The sequence below is a fragment of the Nocardia tenerifensis NBRC 101015 genome, assembly GCF_000308715.1.
In the GTDB taxonomy this organism is placed as follows: Bacteria; Actinomycetota; Actinomycetes; order Mycobacteriales; family Mycobacteriaceae; genus Nocardia; species Nocardia tenerifensis.
Genome location: NZ_BAGH01000598.1, coordinates 24,712 through 42,710, shown reverse-complemented (window position 1 = coordinate 42,710; position 17,999 = coordinate 24,712). Strand labels below are relative to the sequence as shown.

At 67.8% G+C, this 17,999-nt stretch carries 19 protein-coding genes; 14 read left to right on the top strand and 5 right to left on the bottom strand.

Translation table 11 applies throughout. The features are described 5' to 3' along the window. Positions 1-67 precede the first annotated feature (67 nt). The 3 genes from ON39_RS40885 (at position 68) to ON39_RS40875 (ending at position 2,819) form a co-directional block, all read left to right on the top strand. Positions 68-778: a nucleotide-binding protein gene (locus ON39_RS40885; protein WP_051187753.1), complete on the top strand. Its 711-nt coding sequence runs from the start codon at positions 68-70 to the stop codon at positions 776-778. A gap of 35 nt (positions 779-813) precedes the next feature. Further along, positions 814-1,635, top strand: coding sequence for a ParB/RepB/Spo0J family partition protein (locus ON39_RS40880; RefSeq protein WP_306307565.1), 822 nt, complete (start codon positions 814-816; stop codon positions 1,633-1,635). An 839-nt stretch (positions 1,636-2,474) separates the two neighbouring features. Further along, on the top strand, positions 2,475-2,819 hold the full coding sequence (locus ON39_RS40875) for a hypothetical protein (protein ID WP_040742276.1): 345 nt from the start codon (positions 2,475-2,477) through the stop codon (positions 2,817-2,819). Here ON39_RS40875 and ON39_RS49795 read toward each other — a convergent pair. The 5 genes from ON39_RS49795 to ON39_RS40860 form a co-directional block, all read right to left on the bottom strand. Next, entirely contained in the window at positions 2,764-3,027 is a 264-nt protein-coding gene (locus ON39_RS49795) for a hypothetical protein (RefSeq protein ID WP_146251447.1), read from the bottom strand. The two genes, ON39_RS40875 and ON39_RS49795, sit on opposite strands and share 56 nt — an antisense overlap. 384 nt (positions 3,028-3,411) lie before the next feature. Next, positions 3,412-5,640, bottom strand: coding sequence for a hypothetical protein (locus ON39_RS40870; RefSeq protein ID WP_174412619.1), 2,229 nt, complete (start codon positions 5,638-5,640; stop codon positions 3,412-3,414). 25 nt (positions 5,641-5,665) lie between these two features. After that, positions 5,666-5,872, bottom strand: a complete 207-nt coding sequence (locus ON39_RS51610) for a ribbon-helix-helix domain-containing protein (protein ID WP_083894999.1) — start codon at positions 5,870-5,872, stop codon at positions 5,666-5,668. A gap of 255 nt (positions 5,873-6,127) precedes the next feature. Further along, positions 6,128-6,841, bottom strand: a complete 714-nt coding sequence (locus tag ON39_RS40865) for a YdcF family protein (protein WP_255219338.1) — start codon at positions 6,839-6,841, stop codon at positions 6,128-6,130. Beyond that, positions 6,811-7,581, bottom strand: a complete 771-nt coding sequence (locus ON39_RS40860; protein WP_040742272.1) for a GntR family transcriptional regulator — start codon at positions 7,579-7,581, stop codon at positions 6,811-6,813. Before ON39_RS40860 ends, ON39_RS40865 begins: the two co-directional genes overlap by 31 nt. Before the next feature lie 166 nt (positions 7,582-7,747). On the opposite strand from ON39_RS40860, the gene ON39_RS40855 reads away from it, so the two are divergent. Genes ON39_RS40855 through ON39_RS40805 form a run of 11 tightly spaced genes read left to right on the top strand, consistent with a single transcriptional unit; the run spans position 7,748 to position 17,936 of the window. Beyond that, complete coding sequence (locus ON39_RS40855) at positions 7,748-8,071, top strand: hypothetical protein (protein WP_040742271.1); 324 nt, start codon at positions 7,748-7,750, stop codon at positions 8,069-8,071. Further along, positions 8,068-8,391: a hypothetical protein gene (locus ON39_RS46520; RefSeq protein WP_051187752.1), complete on the top strand. Its 324-nt coding sequence runs from the start codon at positions 8,068-8,070 to the stop codon at positions 8,389-8,391. Before ON39_RS40855 ends, ON39_RS46520 begins: the two co-directional genes overlap by 4 nt. Beyond that, complete coding sequence (locus ON39_RS40845) at positions 8,388-8,660, top strand: hypothetical protein (RefSeq protein WP_040742269.1); 273 nt, start codon at positions 8,388-8,390, stop codon at positions 8,658-8,660. The genes ON39_RS46520 and ON39_RS40845 overlap by 4 nt, the downstream gene beginning before the upstream one ends. Next, complete coding sequence (locus ON39_RS40840) at positions 8,657-8,986, top strand: WhiB family transcriptional regulator (RefSeq protein ID WP_040742267.1); 330 nt, start codon at positions 8,657-8,659, stop codon at positions 8,984-8,986. The genes ON39_RS40845 and ON39_RS40840 overlap by 4 nt, the downstream gene beginning before the upstream one ends. After that, on the top strand, positions 8,983-9,249 hold the full coding sequence (locus ON39_RS40835) for a hypothetical protein (protein ID WP_146251448.1): 267 nt from the start codon (positions 8,983-8,985) through the stop codon (positions 9,247-9,249). Before ON39_RS40840 ends, ON39_RS40835 begins: the two co-directional genes overlap by 4 nt. Continuing rightward, positions 9,249-9,653, top strand: coding sequence for a hypothetical protein (locus ON39_RS40830; RefSeq protein ID WP_040742263.1), 405 nt, complete (start codon positions 9,249-9,251; stop codon positions 9,651-9,653). The genes ON39_RS40835 and ON39_RS40830 overlap by 1 nt, the downstream gene beginning before the upstream one ends. Next, positions 9,638-11,653, top strand: a complete 2,016-nt coding sequence (locus tag ON39_RS40825) for a type IV secretory system conjugative DNA transfer family protein (RefSeq protein WP_051187751.1) — start codon at positions 9,638-9,640, stop codon at positions 11,651-11,653. The genes ON39_RS40830 and ON39_RS40825 overlap by 16 nt, the downstream gene beginning before the upstream one ends. Beyond that, a complete protein-coding gene (locus ON39_RS46845; protein ID WP_063713466.1) occupies positions 11,650-12,228 on the top strand; it encodes a DUF4913 domain-containing protein in 579 nt (192 codons plus the stop codon). The genes ON39_RS40825 and ON39_RS46845 overlap by 4 nt, the downstream gene beginning before the upstream one ends. Further along, positions 12,188-14,551 (top strand): hypothetical protein, encoded by a 2,364-nt coding sequence (locus ON39_RS40815; protein WP_157195624.1) that lies wholly within the window; start codon positions 12,188-12,190, stop codon positions 14,549-14,551. Before ON39_RS46845 ends, ON39_RS40815 begins: the two co-directional genes overlap by 41 nt. Continuing rightward, positions 14,548-17,457 (top strand): toprim domain-containing protein, encoded by a 2,910-nt coding sequence (locus ON39_RS46515; RefSeq protein WP_051187750.1) that lies wholly within the window; start codon positions 14,548-14,550, stop codon positions 17,455-17,457. The genes ON39_RS40815 and ON39_RS46515 overlap by 4 nt, the downstream gene beginning before the upstream one ends. After that, positions 17,454-17,936: a hypothetical protein gene (locus ON39_RS40805; protein WP_040742261.1), complete on the top strand. Its 483-nt coding sequence runs from the start codon at positions 17,454-17,456 to the stop codon at positions 17,934-17,936. The genes ON39_RS46515 and ON39_RS40805 overlap by 4 nt, the downstream gene beginning before the upstream one ends. Positions 17,937-17,999: the final 63 nt, after the last annotated feature.

The window sequence follows — 17,999 nt, the reverse complement described above, 5'->3', positions numbered from 1 at the left end:
CGTATCCGTATGCTGCGGGCCATCCGAAGTAGTCCGCGAAGTGCGGGCGAAGCGTACGGAGGTTGAAATGGCGCGCGTACTTGCCGTGATGAATCAGAAGGGTGGCGTCGGGAAGTCGACGATCACCGTGAACCTGGCGGCAGTGACCGCCGACGTGTCCGGCACAGACGATGCCGACGGTTCCTCGCCCGTGACGGCGGTGTCGATCGACCCGCAGGGCTCGGCGCTGTGGTGGGCGGAGCGCCTGCACCAGCTGCCGTTCCACATCGCCCAGGCGCACGACGACCTCGACGGATTGCGCAAACTCCCCCACCTGCCAGGCATGAAGCACGTCTACGTCGATACCCCGGGCTGGATCGACCTGTCCGAGGACGACGAGGACGGTGATCCGCTGGGCACCGGTGCAGCCGCGGCCGCATTGCGGGCGATACTCGACGTCGTCGATTTCGTGGTGGTTCCGATCACGACCGAACCGCTGACGTTCGACCCGACCGCGCAGACAATCCGGAAAGTGCTGGAGCCACGCGACATCCCTTACGTGGTGGTGGTCAACAACTGGGACCCGCGCGACGGTGTCGCCGATCTGGAGCAGACGAAGGGTTTCGTCAAGGCGGGCGGGTGGCCCTTGGCCAAGACCGTGATCCGCCGGTACAAGATCCACGCCCGCGCATCCGCGGATGGCCTCACCGTCATCGACTATCCGGCTAACCGCGTCGCCATGCAGGCGCGCGAAGACTTCTACCGGCTCGCGCTGGAGCTGCAGGTCGGGGGGAAGTGACGATGCCAGCAGGATCACGGACGAATCTGTCGGACTTGGCAGGTGGCGTAGGCGCGAATTCCCCGGTCGCCCAGCGTGGCCGGCCGAGCGGGCCGCCGACGTCGGCGCCGCTGGAGAAGTTGGCCGGGAATCCGCGCAATCCGCGCGAGGATCTCGGCGACCTGAGCGACCTGGCCTCCATTGCCGAGCGCCAGCTTCAGCCTGTTCTAGTGGTCACCCGCAAGGCGTACCTGGAACTCTTCCCTGAAGACGCCGAGCTGATCGGTGACGCCAAGTGGGTCGTGGTCACCGGAAACCGTCGCCTCGCCGCGGCCCGTAAGTACGGGTGCACCGTCCTCGAGTTCGTCATCAAGGACGACGTCGCCAAGGACAAAGTTACCTTCCTGACTGCGGCCATCGACGAGAACATCGGGCGCCGGGACTTCGACGTGCTGGAAGAGGCCCGCGCCGTCGACCAGCTGGCCACCGAGTGCGGCAGTGCCGACGGAGCCGCAGCACAGCTGAAGCGGTCCAAGGGGTGGGTCTCGCAGCGACGAGCCGTTCTCCAGCTGCACCCCGAGCTGCAGGCCGCCCTGCGGGCCGGCGAACTCGCGTTCCGCGCGGCACGCAGTCTGGCCCGCGTCCCACTCGAAGAACAAGTCGCCGCATGGCAAGCGCAGCAAGAAAGAGCTGCGAACAAGACCAATGACGAGAGCCCCAAACCGGCGCCCGGGCCCAAGCCCGCGAGCGCACCCCGTATCGCGAAGGCGCTCCGGAGGTTCGAGCCAGAGCCTGCGGTGCTCGCGCAGGCACTTCGCGACTACCTTCCGGCGCCGATGCTCGCCGCCCTGGTCGAGGAGCTCCACGGCTCCCGCTGATCCTTGCGTCGAAGTCTTGGCGCCCGCGGCAGGGCGTATGTATTTCACCATCGTCGCGCTCGACGGCATCGACGTCCATGACCCTGCCGACGACAAGACGGGTGAGGGCCGGGCGCGGAGGTCGTGAAGATCTGTGTCGGAATGCGGGTCGAATTATGAGGCCCAACTTGGAGTGGCTCCACTGGTCCTGGATCAGCCCGTACCCGAGGAACCCCGCCCCCACCTGTTCGAAGGACTTAGACCACGTCGTGGTTCTACGAGCACAACCGATACGCGATGGCTGCAGCTGGTCGCGGACCGGCCGGTGGCCTCCCTTGTCATGACCAGCGACAACATTCCAGATGCGATGGCGTTGCATTGCGACAGTACAGCTGTGACACAGATCACAATCTGTTGCAAACTCGCTGGTAGGCGACAGGTGTCTCCCGCCAAAGACCTGTGGCAGCCATAGCAATCGCGCATGCACGTGTAGCCCGAGATTCGCTCGCGCGTGTTGAGGCGACCTTGTGTGATAGCTTCCTCGAAATTGGGTCTTAGTCCGGTGCTGATGCATCTGGACTTTTTTTATGCCCATTTCCGGAACCACCCCGCCGGCGCCTGGTCGACGGCGGCGCAGCCACCGAGGCGACCCCGCCGTTCCGCGTGCTGCCGGGCACGGCAGCACGCCCCCCGCAGCTGCCGCACGCGCGTCCCGGAACGGCCAGCGGGTACCCCAGCAACGCGCTGAGCCGCGTCCACCCGATCCGCCCACGCCGAATCCGCCGGCACCGCTAGATCCGCTCCAGCTCGCGGTCGACGGATCGCCGCTCACGCCGCGGATCACGCGGACACCCGAGAGCGTGGCCGATATCATCGACCGCCAGCTGACCCGCGCGACGAGCCCAGAGCACCACGGGCTCTATATGGCGGTGTTCAGGTTCTGGCGAACCACGCTGGTGCTGATGGTGCTGGCGTTCGTGGTGGCCGGTGGAATCGTGACCGCGGGCATCGTGGCGGCAGTACGCTTCACCGGCATGCCACCAGCGGCGGCGATAGGACTGGGCGCACTGAGCGGCGTCTCGAGCGTTGTCCTCGGGGCGGTATGGCTGCGCAAGCTTCTGAAGTCGGCGCTCGCGCGCCTCAGGTCTATCAGCGGCAGCTCGACGACGAATCCTCCAGCTCCCGACGCCGATCGTGCGCCATGAGTGCGCCACTGCGATGGAACCACGCGCCCACCACGACGGTCACCGCGACCGTCGCCACCACGGTGACCCTGGAGGCCGGGGTGCCCTGCCCGAAAAAGTACGCTCCGCTCACCGCACCGATCAGCATTCCCACGCCCGACATCGCCACACCAACAGCAAAACGTCCGGCAACAGAATGCAGCCACAGGTACGCGTCCGAATCCCGCATCCTCCAGACCCTACGCGGACCCTGTGTCCAGTTGGGACCACGATCCAGCCGACCGGGTATGCCTCGCCCCGGCCCGCAGCACCGTCCGGCCGCTGATCGAGCGAGTCATTAGTAGTGGTGAGACCTCCGCTCGCGCCACTACCAATGACTCGCTCGCACCGCGCCCTGTTGCGTAAACGGCAGGCCTTCCCCCGGGTCTACCAGCCCACCACGCCATACCCCGCCCGAAATCGGCCGCTACTACCGGTGACCCCACCATGTCTGCTCACCCGGTTCAGGAGCCGAGCCACGCCGTACAAACCCAAGGGGACGCCTGCAAGCACGGCACCAGGGCGGACCTGGTTTACCGCGGTAAACCAGGGATGGGCTCCGCCTCGGGCAGAGTCATACGAGCAGCACCGCGCCGAGCTGGTCGTGCAGTAGTTCGAGCGCCAGAGCGTCGGGGTCGTCAGGATCGGGCGGACTGTCGTCGAGGCCGGGATAGCGCGGCTCGGGTGGGCCTGTCGCGAGCTGGGAGGCCCAGATGAGTTCGTTCAGGGTGTGGTCGCTGTCCCAGGGCGCGGCCGGGATATCGGAGAGTTCGGTATCGGCGGTGGGGTCTTCGACCATGCCGAAGCGGATCTCGAGCCAGGTCCGCCACTCGGCCCGCTGTTGTTTAACTTCGCCGAGGCGTATGGCGCGCTCGGCGTGCAGGTTGTGGCGGTCGGCGATGTCATCGAGCGAGTGCGGGCCCGGGGCGACGGTGCCGCGGCCGCGCGTGATCAGCCCATCGCGAGCGAGGGCGGCGAGTACGTCGTGGCCGGTGCTGGAAGCGACGTGGGTGGCCGCGATGACGTCGGCGGCCGCGGTGAGCCCGGTGCGGGTGATGAGTTCGTAGATGGCGCGTTTGTGCAGGCCCAGGACCAGCCAGGCGTCATGGACCGGCCCGACGCTGATCCGGTCCAGCGGGACCGGGTCGGTGAGTTCGTCGAGGTTCTCGGCGCGGCGCGCGGTGACGAGGCTGTACTCGTCGGCGAGGGTGCCCGCGGCACGACGCGTGCGGAACACGGGGGAACCCGGGATCTCGCGGACCTCGGCCAGGACCGAGGCGACGGTCTCGTGCGCCATCAGGCCGGCGTGCAGGCCGAGCGAGCGCACCCCGACCTCGACACAGGGGGTACCGTCCGGCGCCATCCTCCCGGCGACGTAGGCGGCGTAGGCGAGGGCTTGGAGTACCGCGACGACTTGCCAGCGGCGGTTCTGGCCGGGCCAGGTGGCGTGCGTCCAGGCGGTTGCTCGGGCAAGCCAGTCAGCGTGTGGAGTCGCCGACAACGTCGGCGGCGATGCCGCCGATTTTTCGTGCCCTCCCGTTAAGGGGGGTGTGTGCTGTTCACGTTCACTGTGTGTAGCGCACCGGAAAAAGTCTCCGAGGTGTGATTGGACCCAGTCGCAGGCATGACTCCAGTCCCGGTTCAGGGCGCGGTCGATCTCGTAGTCGGCCTTGTAGCGGGCGTAGGTCTCGGCCATGCCGAGCCAGTCCGAGCCCATGCGGGTGCGGACCTCGGCAAGGGTCATACCGCGTAGCGCGGCTGCGATCAGCACGTTCTGGCGCCACTCCGAGGCTGAGTCGTAGCGGCCTGGGACCATCGCGCCCGTCGTCGCGAACGCCTCGGACGCGATAGGGAAGGCGCTTTTGCCGCGCCAGGACGGCCGTAGCCGCTGCTGCTCGCCCTCGCCCTCCCAGACGTCGATGGGGCGTTCTCCGCGCTCGTAGCGCTGTTCTGAGCCGGTTTCCGGCGTGCGGGAACGCGAGCGGCCAGCGGCGGATGCGTTCGAGTTGGTGAGGGAGTCGCCGAGTAGCAGGCGCAAGCGGGCGACGAGGCCGAATTCGACGCGGCGTTCGGTCAGGACCGCGACCGCGTCGGCAAGTGTGCCATCCAGAATGCGGTGTCCGCCTTGGCGAGTGCGGGAGCCGGGCGGGACGATCGATCCGATCGCGTCGTTGTCCATCGGGGCGCGGTCCAAGGTGGGCAGACGGGCCGCGAGCAGCAGCATCACCGATTCCAGGCCGGCCTTGTGCAGGGTCTCGCCCGGGGACAGTGGCACGATCAGGTGACGGCCGCCGGTGCCGGGATTGTGGTCGCTGACTATCTCGGCGCCGGCCTCGACGAGAAGCGCGTGCAGCCACACGAAATCACGCAATACCGCAGTCGGCCCCAGATCCTTCGCGTCAAGATCGAACACCAGCTTGTCGGTGGTGCGGGTCTGGCGAACCCAGAACGTCACGGCCGCAGGCAGATCCGGCAGTTTCTTCGACAAGGGCCGGGCGCGGCCCACCCGCTCGTTCGTAGCCGGATCGATCAACCACATCGACCCCGTCGCAGCGATCAGCGGGGCCAGACGCGCGAAAACCAGCTCGGGGGCATCAGTGGCCTGAGCTGGTAATTCCTTCGTTTCGGGTAGCTGGGCGGCTGTGTGCTCAAAATCGTGACCGGCTACACCGGCCCCAATGCTTTGTCGCGCACGTTCAGCCTTGCTACCCTGATTCACGCGTACCAAGCGTGTCCTATCAGGGACTTGAAGAAGAAGCCTTCCGGCGGCAACCGGGGGGCCTTCTTCGTTTATGGGGGGCATCCACCCTTACGGGTGGTTTTCCGGCCTAGGCCGGACGTTTCAGTCCTTCTCGGTCGTGGTGGGGGAGGTCGGGGTAAGCGGGTAGGTCCAGTTCGCGCCGGAGCGCGATCTCGAACAGCTGGCGTTTGTTGAGCCCACGCGTCTTGGCCGCCTCATCGAGTGCTGCGACAACTTCGCGTGACAGGGCTATGCCAACGGGTTTCGTCGGGGGCAACTTTGCGGGTCGGGCCATAGGTAACTTCTAGATCGAATCGGTAGCCGAGTGGGGGAGGCGCGCCGGGGCGAGTTTCACAAGGATTTTGTGTACGCGGTGCACGCATCCGCACCAGCCGTGTGGAATGACCTACGGCACTTCGTATTCCCTCGTGTGCCGCGCGTGGAGATAGTGACATCGCCAGGAAGGGTAAAGCATGAGTTTCACCCCTCCTGGCAAGAAGTGCGGCAGGAAGTTCTGTTGGGCGACAGGCACTCTCGAGGCAACCGGCGGCTACTCCGGCAGCACTCGGTCGGTGAACCCAGCGTCGACGAGTTGGTCGTATGCCGCACGGACCTCGTCCGGGACGTCTTGCTCGATGGCCCAGTCGTTCGCCGAGTAGACCCAAATCCGTTGTGTGTCACCGACAAGCATGGTGATTACACGTTCGATGTCCCCGATTTCGTGGATGTAGTAGTCCAGTGGCATGTCTTGCGAGGAACAGGTGACGTCGACCTCTGGCCAGGCTTTGCGGCATATGGCGTAGCTGCGTCGCTGTTGGTACGGACGAGAGATCAGCATTACCGATCGAATGCCGTCCAGCAGGCCGTGTTCGGCGAGAAGTTCTCGCGTGAAGTCGATGTTTTCCTTGGTGTTGGTGGCGCGGGGCTCCACCAGGATCGCTTCGGGAGGAACGCCGAGGTTGACGGCGTGCTCGCTGTAGTGCACGGCCTCACCGCGAGGAAACCGCTCGATCGTGGTCGGTGCGTTGGCGCCGGTGAAGACGATCCGCGGAAACATCTTCCGGCCATACAGCCGGGCAGCATGATTCGCGACGCCGAGATCGTGGCTTCCGAGCCCGATCGCGATGTCGACGGGGCGTATCTCGTGGCCCATTTGGTTGTAGTCCCAAAGGGTTTCGATGGCGGGCCGCAGGTCTTCGGGGATCTTGGTCAACGGCATGCTGCTGCGTCCTTTCAGTCGGGCAGTTTGAATTCGTACGTCCACGAGAACCTCGAGGCGGCGTGCACGCCGCGGGCGAACTCGACGATCTGGTCGTCGGCGGTGTAGGTCTGGCGTGTGAGCACCATGACCGGCTCGCCGCCGGGAAGGTTCAGTTGCTCGATTTCGTCGGGGGTGGGCATCCGAGCCGAGATCGTCTCAGTCATGTGGTCGGGCTCGTATCCCTGAAGGGTCAGGACCGCGAATCCTCCGCCTCGGCCGGCGGGCCCAGGCGTGGGGTCGACCAGTGGTGTTCCCTCGACATGTGCGGGCAGGTAGTAGCTCGTTAGCGAGTGGGTCGGCAGGCCGCCATCGCGGACCAGGCGTGCTCGCTCGTACACCGGGGATCCAGGCTCCAGCCCAAGGGCTGCCGCCACCTCGGCATCCGCTTCGACCAGACGAACGGTTTGTGTCTGGTCGCTCGGCGTCCAGGCTCGTCCGGATGCCTCGCGGTCTGCGGCGAAGGCCACGATGTCCCCGAATTTCCACTTCTTCTTGGAGTACCGGTCGGCACCCAGACGTCGCATCGGTGGTCGTTCGCGAACCACGGTGCCGCGCCGCCTGATCGGCGTCACCAGGCCTTCAGCCTCAAGCAGGCCGACAGCCTGGCGGACGGTCTTGACGTTGACGCCGTAGCGCTCGGCTAGCTCGGCCTGTTTGGGCAGCGTGGCGCCCGGAAGGTACTCGCCCTGCTCAATGGCGGTGCGAAGGCTGGCCGCTAGTTCGCGGTAGCCGCTGATGGTCATCAGCTGCCTCTCTCTCGTAGGTCTGGCCGGTCGCCACCCAGCGCATTAAGACTAGCCATACCCCATCAAGGTCGATGAAATCTCGATTAGAGCCGGTTCTATTGACGTACCACTCCTTTATTGGTGCAATAGAACCACCTCTATTAGAGATGGAAGGAACCGCGCGATGGCTGTTCACAGAGAAGGGGAGTGGCTGGTCGCGACGCGGTCCAGCCACGTCGCATACGAGGCTCGCCCGGGTTGGCACCGGTTGTCGTTCTGGCCGGAACGGCTGGTGTCGTCGAGTGCGGCGGTCGCTGGCCTCGTGCTGGCGGAGATCGCCAACGACTGGAACGAGCTGCTGTGGGCTGAGAGCCCGAACGTCGAGATGGTCTGGAAGTTGCTGGGGGGCCAGGCAAAAACGCTGGGCATGGACGCTTTCGAGGCGGTCGCCCGGTGTGAGCAGTACGAGGCCCCAGCTCGTGGCATCGACCGGGGGGTGCGGTCGTGACTATCGAGGTTCATGTCAGGGATTCGATGCTGGCGCGCCCGGTCGCCACGGTGCATGTGGGCCGGGCGTTCATGACGAGCGAGTCGACCTCGCATCACGCGCGCTATGTCGGGCAGGGCCAGTGGACGGTCGACTACCTGCCGGGTCGTCAGCTGACTGGTGATGAGGCGGTCGCCGCGATGAAGATCGCCGCCGCGCCGCAGCGTCCGGAGGTTATGTCCTGGGCCGCCAGGCTCGGGTTGACCAGTGCTGAAGCGGTTGGTTTGGCGGCAATGAAGACCGCCGCCACCGCCGAGCGGGCGATCGGAACCGAGCGGTGAGCGCGCCCAAGGGTGACGAGCCCGAGGTGGTCGGCGACGCACCAGCGCTCGTGGTCGTGTCCGCCGGCCTCGGCGGCGTCGGGTGCATGGCCTCCGTATTCCTGGCGGCGGTGGTAGCGGCGCTGGTCGTTCTGGTGTGGGTGGTCGTGGCGTTCCCGTCCCAGGTCGGTGACGGGTCGGCGGTGCCGACATCGCGGCCGTTGGGCCCGTGTGAGCCGTTCTGCAGCCTGCGCACCACCACTCCGATGGTGTCGGGAGGTGCGCGGTGACCGCTACCGAGTTGGTCGATCCCGTGGTGTTCGCCGATCGGATCTGCCGGGGCATCCCGCAGGCCATCTTCTTCCCGAGGGGGCGGCAGAGGCGGGCGATCGAGAAGGCGAAGGCGTACTGCCGGGTGTGCCCGCGGTTGACCCACTGCGCGGAATGGGCGCAGTCCCGGGCCCGTTCGGGTGCGCTGGCGAACTGCGTGATCGCGGCGGTTCATCTGCCGGGCACGCATAAGGGCCAGGCAGATCGTGACGCCGCTGCCGCGGAGCTGGCCGAGATCGCCGGCCGTGGCGTCCTGCTCGTCTCCGATGTCGAGGGGGCCGCGTGATGGAGCACTACGTCACCGACACGGGCACGGTCCGCGTCGGTCAGCTCTACCGCGAGGTGCGCGAGGGTGCGCGCACGCTGCGCGTCGAGTCGTTCACGACACCGCGGACCGATTGGAAGGGCCACAAGCACTGCCTGGTGATTTGCGTGGTGGCCGATGAGGAGCAGGGTCCGCAGGGCTCGCTGGCGGGACGCTCGCTCGTCGACGCCGACCGGCTGACCGGCCCGGATTTCGTGCGGATCGACGCCGAGGGCGGTGCGTGATGCCGATTCGTCCGGAGAACCGCGGCCGCTACCCGGCCGATTGGGCCGAGATCAGCAGGGCGATTCGGTTCGAGCGTGCTGGTGGCCGGTGTGAGTGCGCGGGGGAGTGCGGACGCCCGGTGTTCCCGATCTTTCACCTCGGCGAGGACGGCCGGTGCCGCAACCGCCACGGTGGGCGCGCGATCGGGACGGGGTCACAGGTGGTGCTGACCACCGCGCATCTCAACCACATTCCCGAGGACTGCCGCCCGGAGAACCTCAAGGCCATGTGCCAGGGCTGCCACCTCTTCTACGACGCCGCTCACCACGCCCAAACCCGTGCCGCGACAAGGCAAACCGAGCTTGCCGCGCTGATGGACCCGCTGTTCGACATCAAGGAGGTGGCGGCATGGATCGCCGAGTGAAGGATCCGGCCCAGCACGCCGATATCGACGCGTGGAAGCCGGTGATCGCGGTCGGCGCGATCGGCGGCGCTTCCTTCACCGTGTCGGCGTCGCTGCGGTTGGCGGAATTGTTCGGTGGCCCGGCCCAGGACGTGCCGTGGAACCCGGTCGCGCTGGCCACCCACCTGGGCGTCACCCAGGATCTCGTGTGGTCCGGGCATGCCTGGGCGGCAGCGGGAGCGCTGGCGTTTGGTTCGCTTGCAACGCTGCGCCTTTCGGCGTGGGGCTGGCAGTACGCCTGCGCCAAGCCATGGCAGCACACGGGCAAAGGCAAAGGCAAAGGCCGGCGCTCGAAGTTCGAGCGGCACCCGATCGATGAGCGGGCCCAGTACATGGGTCGCGGCAAGGCGCTCAAGCCGCTTCTGGCGTCCACGGTCGCCGAGTCCGCGCACCGGCTGGACGTGAAGTTCCCCAACGCGAAGATCGCCGCGAAACAGCATGTGCCCCAACGCAACGGCGTCTCGATCGGCATGCCGGTGCTCGGCGGGGATATGCTTTACGGCTCCTACGAGGACCTGCACGTCGACATCTGGGGCCCGCGCCAGGGCAAGTCGACCTCGCGCGTGATTCCGGCGGTGCTGGAAGCGGCCGGGTCGGTGCTGACCACCTCGAACAAGAGTGACGTGGTCGCGGCGACGTCGGTGATGCGCGCCGAAGTCGGGCCGTGTTTCGTGTTCGACCCCCAGCGCATTGCCGGGCAGAGCGAGCCGTGGAGCTGGGATCCGCTGTCGTATGTGATCGCCCCTGAACAGCGTCCGAAGCTGCCCCAACCGCAGACGCAGCTGCACGCGGTCGCCGACGAGATCACCGACGGGGTGTTCGTCGACGAGCCCGCCGGCATCGGTGATCGCGATGTCGAGGTGACGCTGGTGTGGGGTGCCGGTGACCGCGCCGCGAAGCTGGCTGCGCACTTCGCCGACAGCGACGACGGTCAGGACGCGAAGAAGGACGCGTTCTTCGACCCGGCCGGCGAGGAACTGCTGGCGATGCTGATGCTGGCGGCCGCGCTGGCGGATCGTCCGATCTCGCAGGTGTGGGAGTGGCTGACCAACGAGTCGAATACCGAACCGGCGCGGATTCTGGATCTGGCCGGGCACCACCTGGCCGCCAAAGGCCTGTTCGGCGAGTACAACTGCGATCCCAAGCAGCGCTCGGGCGTGTTCGGCACCGCCCGCAAGATGGGCCGCATCCTCAAGTCCCCGGAGCTGCGCCCGTGGATCGAGCACGGCGGCAACCGGCGCCGTTTCGACCATCGGGCCTTCGCCGCGAGTGACTCCTCGACGCTGTATCTGCTGTCCATGGAGGGCGCCGGGTCGGCCGGTCCAATCCTCAACGCGCTCACCGCCGCGGTGCTGGAGTCCTCGATTCAGCGCGCCGCCGCGCATGGCGGGCGGTTGCCGACGCCGTTGACGGCGGTGCTCGACGAGGCCGCCAACGTGGTGCGCTGGCGCGATCTTCCCGCGAAATACAGCCACTTCGGCTCACGCGGCATCGTCGTGATGACCGTGCTGCAGTCCTGGGCTCAGGGTGCACGCTGCTGGGGCGAGGCGGGCATGAAAGCGCTCTGGGGTGCGGCCAGTGTCCGTGTGCTCGGCTCGGGCCTGGACGATGTCGGGTTCCTGCGTGAGCGCGCCGAAGCGGTCGGCCAGCACAACGAGCTGACCGGATCGGTGTCGCACAGCGCCTCGGGGCGGTCGGTGTCGCGGTCGCTCGTCGAGCGCCAGACCTTGATGGTCTCGGAGATCCAGGCACTGCCACGCGGCCGAATGATCGTCTACGGCAGCGGTTTTCCCGCCGTGCTGTGTGCCTCGGTCCCGTACTGGGATCGCCCCTACGGCGCCCGCGTAAAGGAAGACATCGAGGCCGCCGCCAAGAAGGCGGCCGCGCTGGCGGCCGCGCAGTTCCCCGGCATCGACCCGTCACAGCACAGCGGTGATGAGCGAGCGGAGGGCGCGGCATGACCCAGTTTCCCGACGACGACCTGGACGACGACCTGTTCACCGAGCAGGTCCTCGCCGGTATCGACGCACTCGAAGCCGCAGAGGACGGCGCGGCCGGCGGTGCCGCCAGGGCCAAGCAGGGTGGCGAGGAGCCGCCCCCGCCGCACTATCCGAACCACATCGAGTGGGTCGTGCAGTGGTTTTCCAAGATGTACGCCCGCGAGGTCGGCGAGGGAACCACCGATATCGCCTGGTGCCCGTGGTGGCTGAACCACCCCGAGGCCTGCTCGACGTTCGAGTCGATGTGGCGGGCGTGGGAGCACCTGCGCCTGGACGGCAAGACCGGCATGAGCGTGTGGTGGCGCGATCACTGCAACCCGCACATGACCCGGCTGCTCGACCCCACCGGCACGTTCCGCTACTGCACCGTCAAAGGCCATTTCGCCAACGGCGTGCTGTCTCCGCTGCCGCTGGCCTCGCCCGGCGCGGTTCTGTCTTCCCCGGCCGTCGCAGGTGCCGGGGCTGTCTCCACAACCACCAATGGGAGGAAAAACCATGTCGGACGTCTCTTCGCCCGCATCACCGGAAACCACTGACGCGCTGCCGTTCACTCGCCGCGAATTGATCGAGGCCATCTACGAACTCAGCCGCCACACCACCGTGACGCACCCGCGCGATCCCCGCCCGATCACCATGGTCGACAGCTCCGCGCGCGAGCTGGGAGCCCAGATCCTGGGCAACATCCGCGCGCGCCAGGTGCTCGGCGGCGAGGAAGCCGCCCGCGCCGAGGTCGTGGTCACCGAGCTGCTCGACGGCGGGGAATCGCGCTACGCGTGGGAACGCGTCGCCGACCCGGAAATGTATGAGGCGTGGGTGAACACCCAGGCCGAGCACCCCGAGGCGGGCAACGACCTGTGGCTGAGTGCCGCGGGCATCGCCGATACCGGCCAGGAGTTCCCCGACGCGCTGTTCCTGTCACCCGTGCACGCCGATCCCCGCCGTGCCGTGCAGATGAGCCGTGACGAGCTGCGCACCACCGTGGAGGAGCTGGTCGAGCATGTGGGCACCGATCCGAAGGAGTACGAGACCGGCGCCCAGTACTGGGAGATCTGCTTGCGCGAACTCGCCGAAGCGGCCGTCTCCACCATCCGCGAAGGCGAGGTGGTCTCGGCCGGTGAGGCCGCCCGCCTCGAACGCCTGATCGCGTCGGCAACGAGTTTCGAGCAGGTCCGCGGCACCGCGGGCCAGGGCATGTGGGAGCTGGCCACCGACCCCGACGCCTACCAGACCTGGCTGCAGGTGCGGGCGGTGTCGATCCAGCACGCGATCAGCGCGGACCCCCTGGACTGGACCAACAGCGCCGGAGAGTTCGTCGACGCCATCCGGTTGCGCCCGTTCCGCGCCGACAGCCTGGCCCGCGCCGATCACCAGATCCTCGACCGTGCCGGTGTCGAGCGGGCCTTCGCCGAAATCGCCGCCGTCGCCGACCCGTTCATGGACACGACCCGCCTGAGCTCGGGCAGCCAGAACCTCGACGGCGTCGAGCAGCGCTTCGCCGTGCTGGCCGAGAACATCCTGGCCACCGCCCGCCACAGCGACACCCTCACCGCCTCGGAGGCCGGCCGCGCCGAACGCGTCATCGCCTCACTCGCCGCGGGGGAGTACAGCCCCGAGATCGCCACCGAGGGCCGCGTGTGGGAGCTGGTCACCAACACCGACGCCTACACGACGTGGATGACGGAACGAAACATGCGCCTGCACAACCTCTACGGCGCACACCGTGCGCCCGGCGTCGACCGCGACGGGCAGTTCCGCAACGCCCCCGGACTCAAGCGCATCGAGATCGACCCGCACGAGCTCGCCGAGCTGCAAGCGAAGAACACATTCCTCAGCCGCGAGGAGTTGCTCGACCGGATCGCCGCGCTGGAGGTGACCGCCGAGGAGATCGACGATCTGGCCGCTCACTTCGAGTCCACCTACAGCGAACCCGACCAGCTCGCCCTGCTGGAGGAACAGAGCGGCCACATCGCCGCCGAGATCCTCTACACCGTGCGGGAGGGCGCGGTCCTGAACCAGGACGAGCAGGATCGCGCCGAGCGGGTGGTCGCCGCCCTCTTCCACGGTGAACGGATCGATATTCCGCGCGAGCTGGGCGGTGCGGAAAGGCCGAACACGTGGGATCTGGTCGGGTCGCCGGCGTTGTTTCAGGCGTGGCTGGATCAACGCATCGAGCGCGACGGTGTCGAGCGCGACCAGATGGCCGAGCAGGTGGCCGAGGCACAGTGGGCGGCGCAGCAGCAGCGCGAACTCGCGGAGGACGTCGAGTTCTGGGAGGCGAATCCGGATCTGGATCCGTCGGTGCGGGCTGACGAGCAGCGGTTGCGGGACGCGGATTCTCTTGAGCCGGATTGGGATTCGGAGTCCGCGCAGCGGCGCGAGGCGACCCTGACCGCGAACCAGATCATCCACGACCCGTCGCTGGCGGCGCAGCTGCTCGCGGGGGAGAACCGCGACGCCGTCGTCGCCGCTCTCGCCGAGGTCGCGCACGAGCACTTCCAGGAGTGGCAGAGCCTGCAGACGGACTACCGCCACGCTCGCGGGGAGATGAAGACCCTGCAAGCGACGATCGACAAAGCCGCGGCACAGGCCATCTCCGACGAACGGGAGCTGCGCGAGTTGCGGGCGGATCGGGACCGGTTGCAGAGCGCGGCAATGGATTTCGCCGCCGATCTCGGTATGACACCCGCGCGGGCGACAGTACCGCAGGCGGTGGCACCGTCGACTTATTCGGTCGCGCCGTCCCCGGAGTTCCCGGTCCCGGTGAACACGCAGTCGGTGGAGCCGTCGGCGCCGTGGTGGCGGCCGCTCTCGCACGGTCTCGGTCTGGGCGGCAGAGCTGAGCGTGGAGCCAGCAGGTGAGTGGGCAGAACCCATCGAGAACGGCGGCCGCCATCGCACGGCCGTCGTTCGACCGCATCACCGCCGCCCTGGACGCTCACGCCGTGGCGCACAACCGCAAGCCGGGGCCGGCCTCACAGGCGGGGGAGTGGACCAAGTACCGCTGTCCTGGCCACGACGATCACGATCCGTCGCTGGGCCTGATCTATGACCCCGACAAGCACAAGACCGTCCTGCGGTGTTTCACCACCTGCACCGATGAAGAGGTGCTGCACGCGATCGGTTTGGACGTGCGGGATCTGTTCGACGTTCCGCGCCGCGGAACCGGGCCACGCGCCGGGCGATCCCGCACCGGCGGTCAGGTCCGTGACGGTGGCCGGGCGCCTACACCGGTGCAGGGGCAGGCTGTCCCGGTCGAGTCCAAACGCGACCGGCTCGGGAAGGTGACCGGGGCCCGCTACCAGGCGGGGATCTACCTCTACACCGACGAACGCGGCCACCCGCTCGGCGAGGTCGTGCGCTCGCACATCCCGCACGAGCACGGCACCGAAAAGGTGTTCCGGCAACGCAAATGCGACGCGGGCGGACGCTGGAGCGGGGGCGGATTCGCCCCGGTCCTCTACCACCTGCCCGCCGTGCGCGAAGCCGTCGCCGACCGCGAAACCATCTGGGTCGTCGAGGGCGAAAAGGACGCCGACCGCGCGAGGACGGCCGGGTTGGTCGCGACCTGCAATGCCATGGGAGCGGGCAGTTTCCGGCCCGAGCATGCCCACCAACTGCGCGGTGCCGCCCGGGTGGTGATCGTCGCGGACAAGGACGAGCCGGGATACCGCCATGCCGCCCGTGTCGCCCAGCTCCTCCAGGGCCGGGTCGGGGAGCTGCTGGTGGTCGAGGCCGCGACGGGCAAGGACCTGTCTGATCACCTCGATTGCGGGCACGGCCTCGAGCTCGACGAGTTCGTCCGCGTCGAGGACTCGGCGCTGGCGGCCGCACTCGCCGGGCCTGCCGGCCATTCTCCGTCCCCGCAGCAGCCCGCCCACGGCAACGACCACGGTCAGCCTGCTGACCTCGAACAGCACCCTGAACCGGAATCGGTTGAGGACCACACGATTACGGAGGTTCCACCAGTGACCGAGCACGCAGCCGATATCGACCACGCTGCCCGCGAAATGGCCATGTTCACCCGGATGATGTTCGGCCTGCTGACCGAGTGGGCGCGCACGGCCGCAGCGCGCCGCGCGGAATCGGCGAAACTCGCCGCCCAGATCTCGGCCGCCGAAGCCGAGGCCGCCGAGAAGCGGTTCGAGGCCGAGAAGAAGATGGCCACCGTCCGCCTGACCGATGTCGGGTCGGAGAAGTGGTGGAAGACAGCGTCTTCCGACGATGTCCTGGATGCCTGGTACGACGCGACCGCGTGGCGCCACGACGCACCCGAAGCCGAGCGGGCACGCCAGCAGCTCGCGGCCGGACTGCGTGACCTGCACGGAATCGACGTCGAGGAGATCGAGGCCGGCCTCGAACAGGGCGCGCTGGATCGGGTGGTGTCCAACGCCTGGTCCAACGGTGCCGCGCTGGAGCGGGCCGCGATGGCGCAGCGCTTCGCGGTCAACGCCGTCGCCGAAGTCGCGGTTCTCGACGACGACCAGCGCCAGCACACCTACCAGGCGATCGAGGAGTACGCGAAGGCCTCCGCGCGGATCATGTCCGACCGGCGCACCTCCGGACCCGCCTCACGTGAGGACGAGGCGAGGAAGGAGTCCGCGCGTGCCCGCGTCGAGCTGCTGCTGGCCTCGGCACGCCCTGCTGATCGCGACAAGGTGCTGTTCGCGATGGACTACCTGACCGGTGACCCGCGCGCCAACATCGGCGAGGCCAACTGGGGTGCGAGCTCGGACGCGCGCGCCAAGGTCGACACCGCGCTGATCGAGTATCAGCGGCGTCTGGCGTTGGGGCAGGACACCACCGAGGTGACCCGCCAGCTCACCGAGCTGATGACGGATCTGTCGAAAGAGGACGCCGACAAGGCCCGCCAGCGCGGCAAGGACATCAAGATGGCCCCGGCCACCTCGACAGCGCCCTTGTGGCCCGGCGCGGTCCACAAGGATCTGCTCGGCGAGCAGATCGCCGAGTACGCCAAGCTCGCCCGTTCAGCGAGCGAGGAGGACCAGGCCAAAGCCGCGGCGATCAAGGCCGAGGTCGAAAAGACCGTGGCGCACAAGGACTCCGGGCTCACGGCGATCGAACGCCATCAGGTCAGGCTGACCATGTCCGATGGTGAGCAGCCCGGATTCGGTGTCGCACCGCAGACGATGTGGGCTGATCAGGAGTCGCGGTATCGCCAGCAGCGCAGCCACGACCACAAGGCCGCCGCCGCGCGCTCGAAGGAAGCCGCGCAGGAGATCACCGACCTATTCGCCGCGGCCGGGATGGATCCGGACGACTCGAAACTCGAACCGGTCCGCCACGCCCTGGCCGGGCTACGCAAGGAGTGCGAATCCGCGGCGCTGGATGGTGACAAGGCCGAAGACCGGCTCAACGCGATGGCCGCACACCGAAAGGCGTTGCGCGACGGGCTGACCACGGCCGGGGTCAACAACATGATCGCCGAGGACGTCATGGCCGTGGCCGGGCAACTGGAAACCTCGTCGCTGAAGGCGGCGACGACCTCCCAGCGCACCAAGGTCAAGCGCGAGGCCGCGCGCGGCAACCCACCGGCCTGGGACAACCAGATCCGCCGTACCCAGCTCGTGGAGGAGCTGACCGCGCTCGGTGTGGACCGCGAGCAGATCACCGCACTGCTGCTGACCGACATCTCCCAGGCCCGCCCGGCCGGGGCGGCCACCGAACCCAACGACGCCCCAAAAGCACGCTCCACGACGTCGGGAGCGGGCATGAACCTCGGAAAGAAACGGGGGCGCAACCTGTGATCGCCCAACGACCGGCCGCCGAGGACGGCCAGGTGCTGCTTCCCGATTGGGAGGAGCTGCTGCACAGCGGGATACAAGCGGCGCGCCAGCTCGGTGAGCACACCGCCAGCGCGCTCGAACCGGCGATGCTCACCGCCGGCACCGGCGCCGAACATCAGCGGCCCCTGGTGTTCAGTCGGGCGTTCATGAGCAAGTGGCTCGACACCGACGAGGCGGCGGCCTGCTACTCGCTGCGCACCGCGGGCGGGTTCGCCCGGTTCCCGGACACCCGCGCCGAGGCCGCGAGGTTCCTCGGCGTCAGCGGGTGCCGATCGCACGGCCGCCAGCACTGGATCAAGTACCCGCTGGCCGCACACGAGGAGGATCTCGGCATCTGGGAGGTCACCTGCTGCTGCGACTGCGGGCATCCGTTCCTGCGCTACTTCGCCGCCGACGCATCCAAGACGGTGCAGTGGTCGCTCTACGCCGACCTGCCCTGACACGCACCATCGAACGGTTCGAGGGCCCTGCCGCGATAGCGGTGGGGCCCTCGGCTTTTCGGT

What these genes read in the sequence shown, in the direction of transcription:
- ON39_RS46845 (WP_063713466.1), top strand. Translation starts at nt 11,650, where the DNA reads ATGACCCAGTTTCCCGACGACGACCTGGACGACGACCTGTTCACCGAG.
- ON39_RS40815 (WP_157195624.1), top strand. Translation starts at nt 12,188, where the DNA reads ATGTCGGACGTCTCTTCGCCCGCATCACCGGAAACCACTGACGCGCTG.
- ON39_RS40870 (WP_174412619.1), bottom strand. Translation starts at nt 5,640, where the DNA reads ATGCCCCCCATAAACGAAGAAGGCCCCCCGGTTGCCGCCGGAAGGCTT.
- ON39_RS40860 (WP_040742272.1), bottom strand. Translation starts at nt 7,581, where the DNA reads ATGACCATCAGCGGCTACCGCGAACTAGCGGCCAGCCTTCGCACCGCC.
- ON39_RS49795 (WP_146251447.1), bottom strand. Translation starts at nt 3,027, where the DNA reads ATGCGGGATTCGGACGCGTACCTGTGGCTGCATTCTGTTGCCGGACGT.
- ON39_RS40830 (WP_040742263.1), top strand. Translation starts at nt 9,249, where the DNA reads ATGCCGATTCGTCCGGAGAACCGCGGCCGCTACCCGGCCGATTGGGCC.
- ON39_RS40855 (WP_040742271.1), top strand. Translation starts at nt 7,748, where the DNA reads ATGGCTGTTCACAGAGAAGGGGAGTGGCTGGTCGCGACGCGGTCCAGC.
- ON39_RS40885 (WP_051187753.1), top strand. Translation starts at nt 68, where the DNA reads ATGGCGCGCGTACTTGCCGTGATGAATCAGAAGGGTGGCGTCGGGAAG.
- ON39_RS51610 (WP_083894999.1), bottom strand. Translation starts at nt 5,872, where the DNA reads ATGGCCCGACCCGCAAAGTTGCCCCCGACGAAACCCGTTGGCATAGCC.
- ON39_RS40825 (WP_051187751.1), top strand. Translation starts at nt 9,638, where the DNA reads ATGGATCGCCGAGTGAAGGATCCGGCCCAGCACGCCGATATCGACGCG.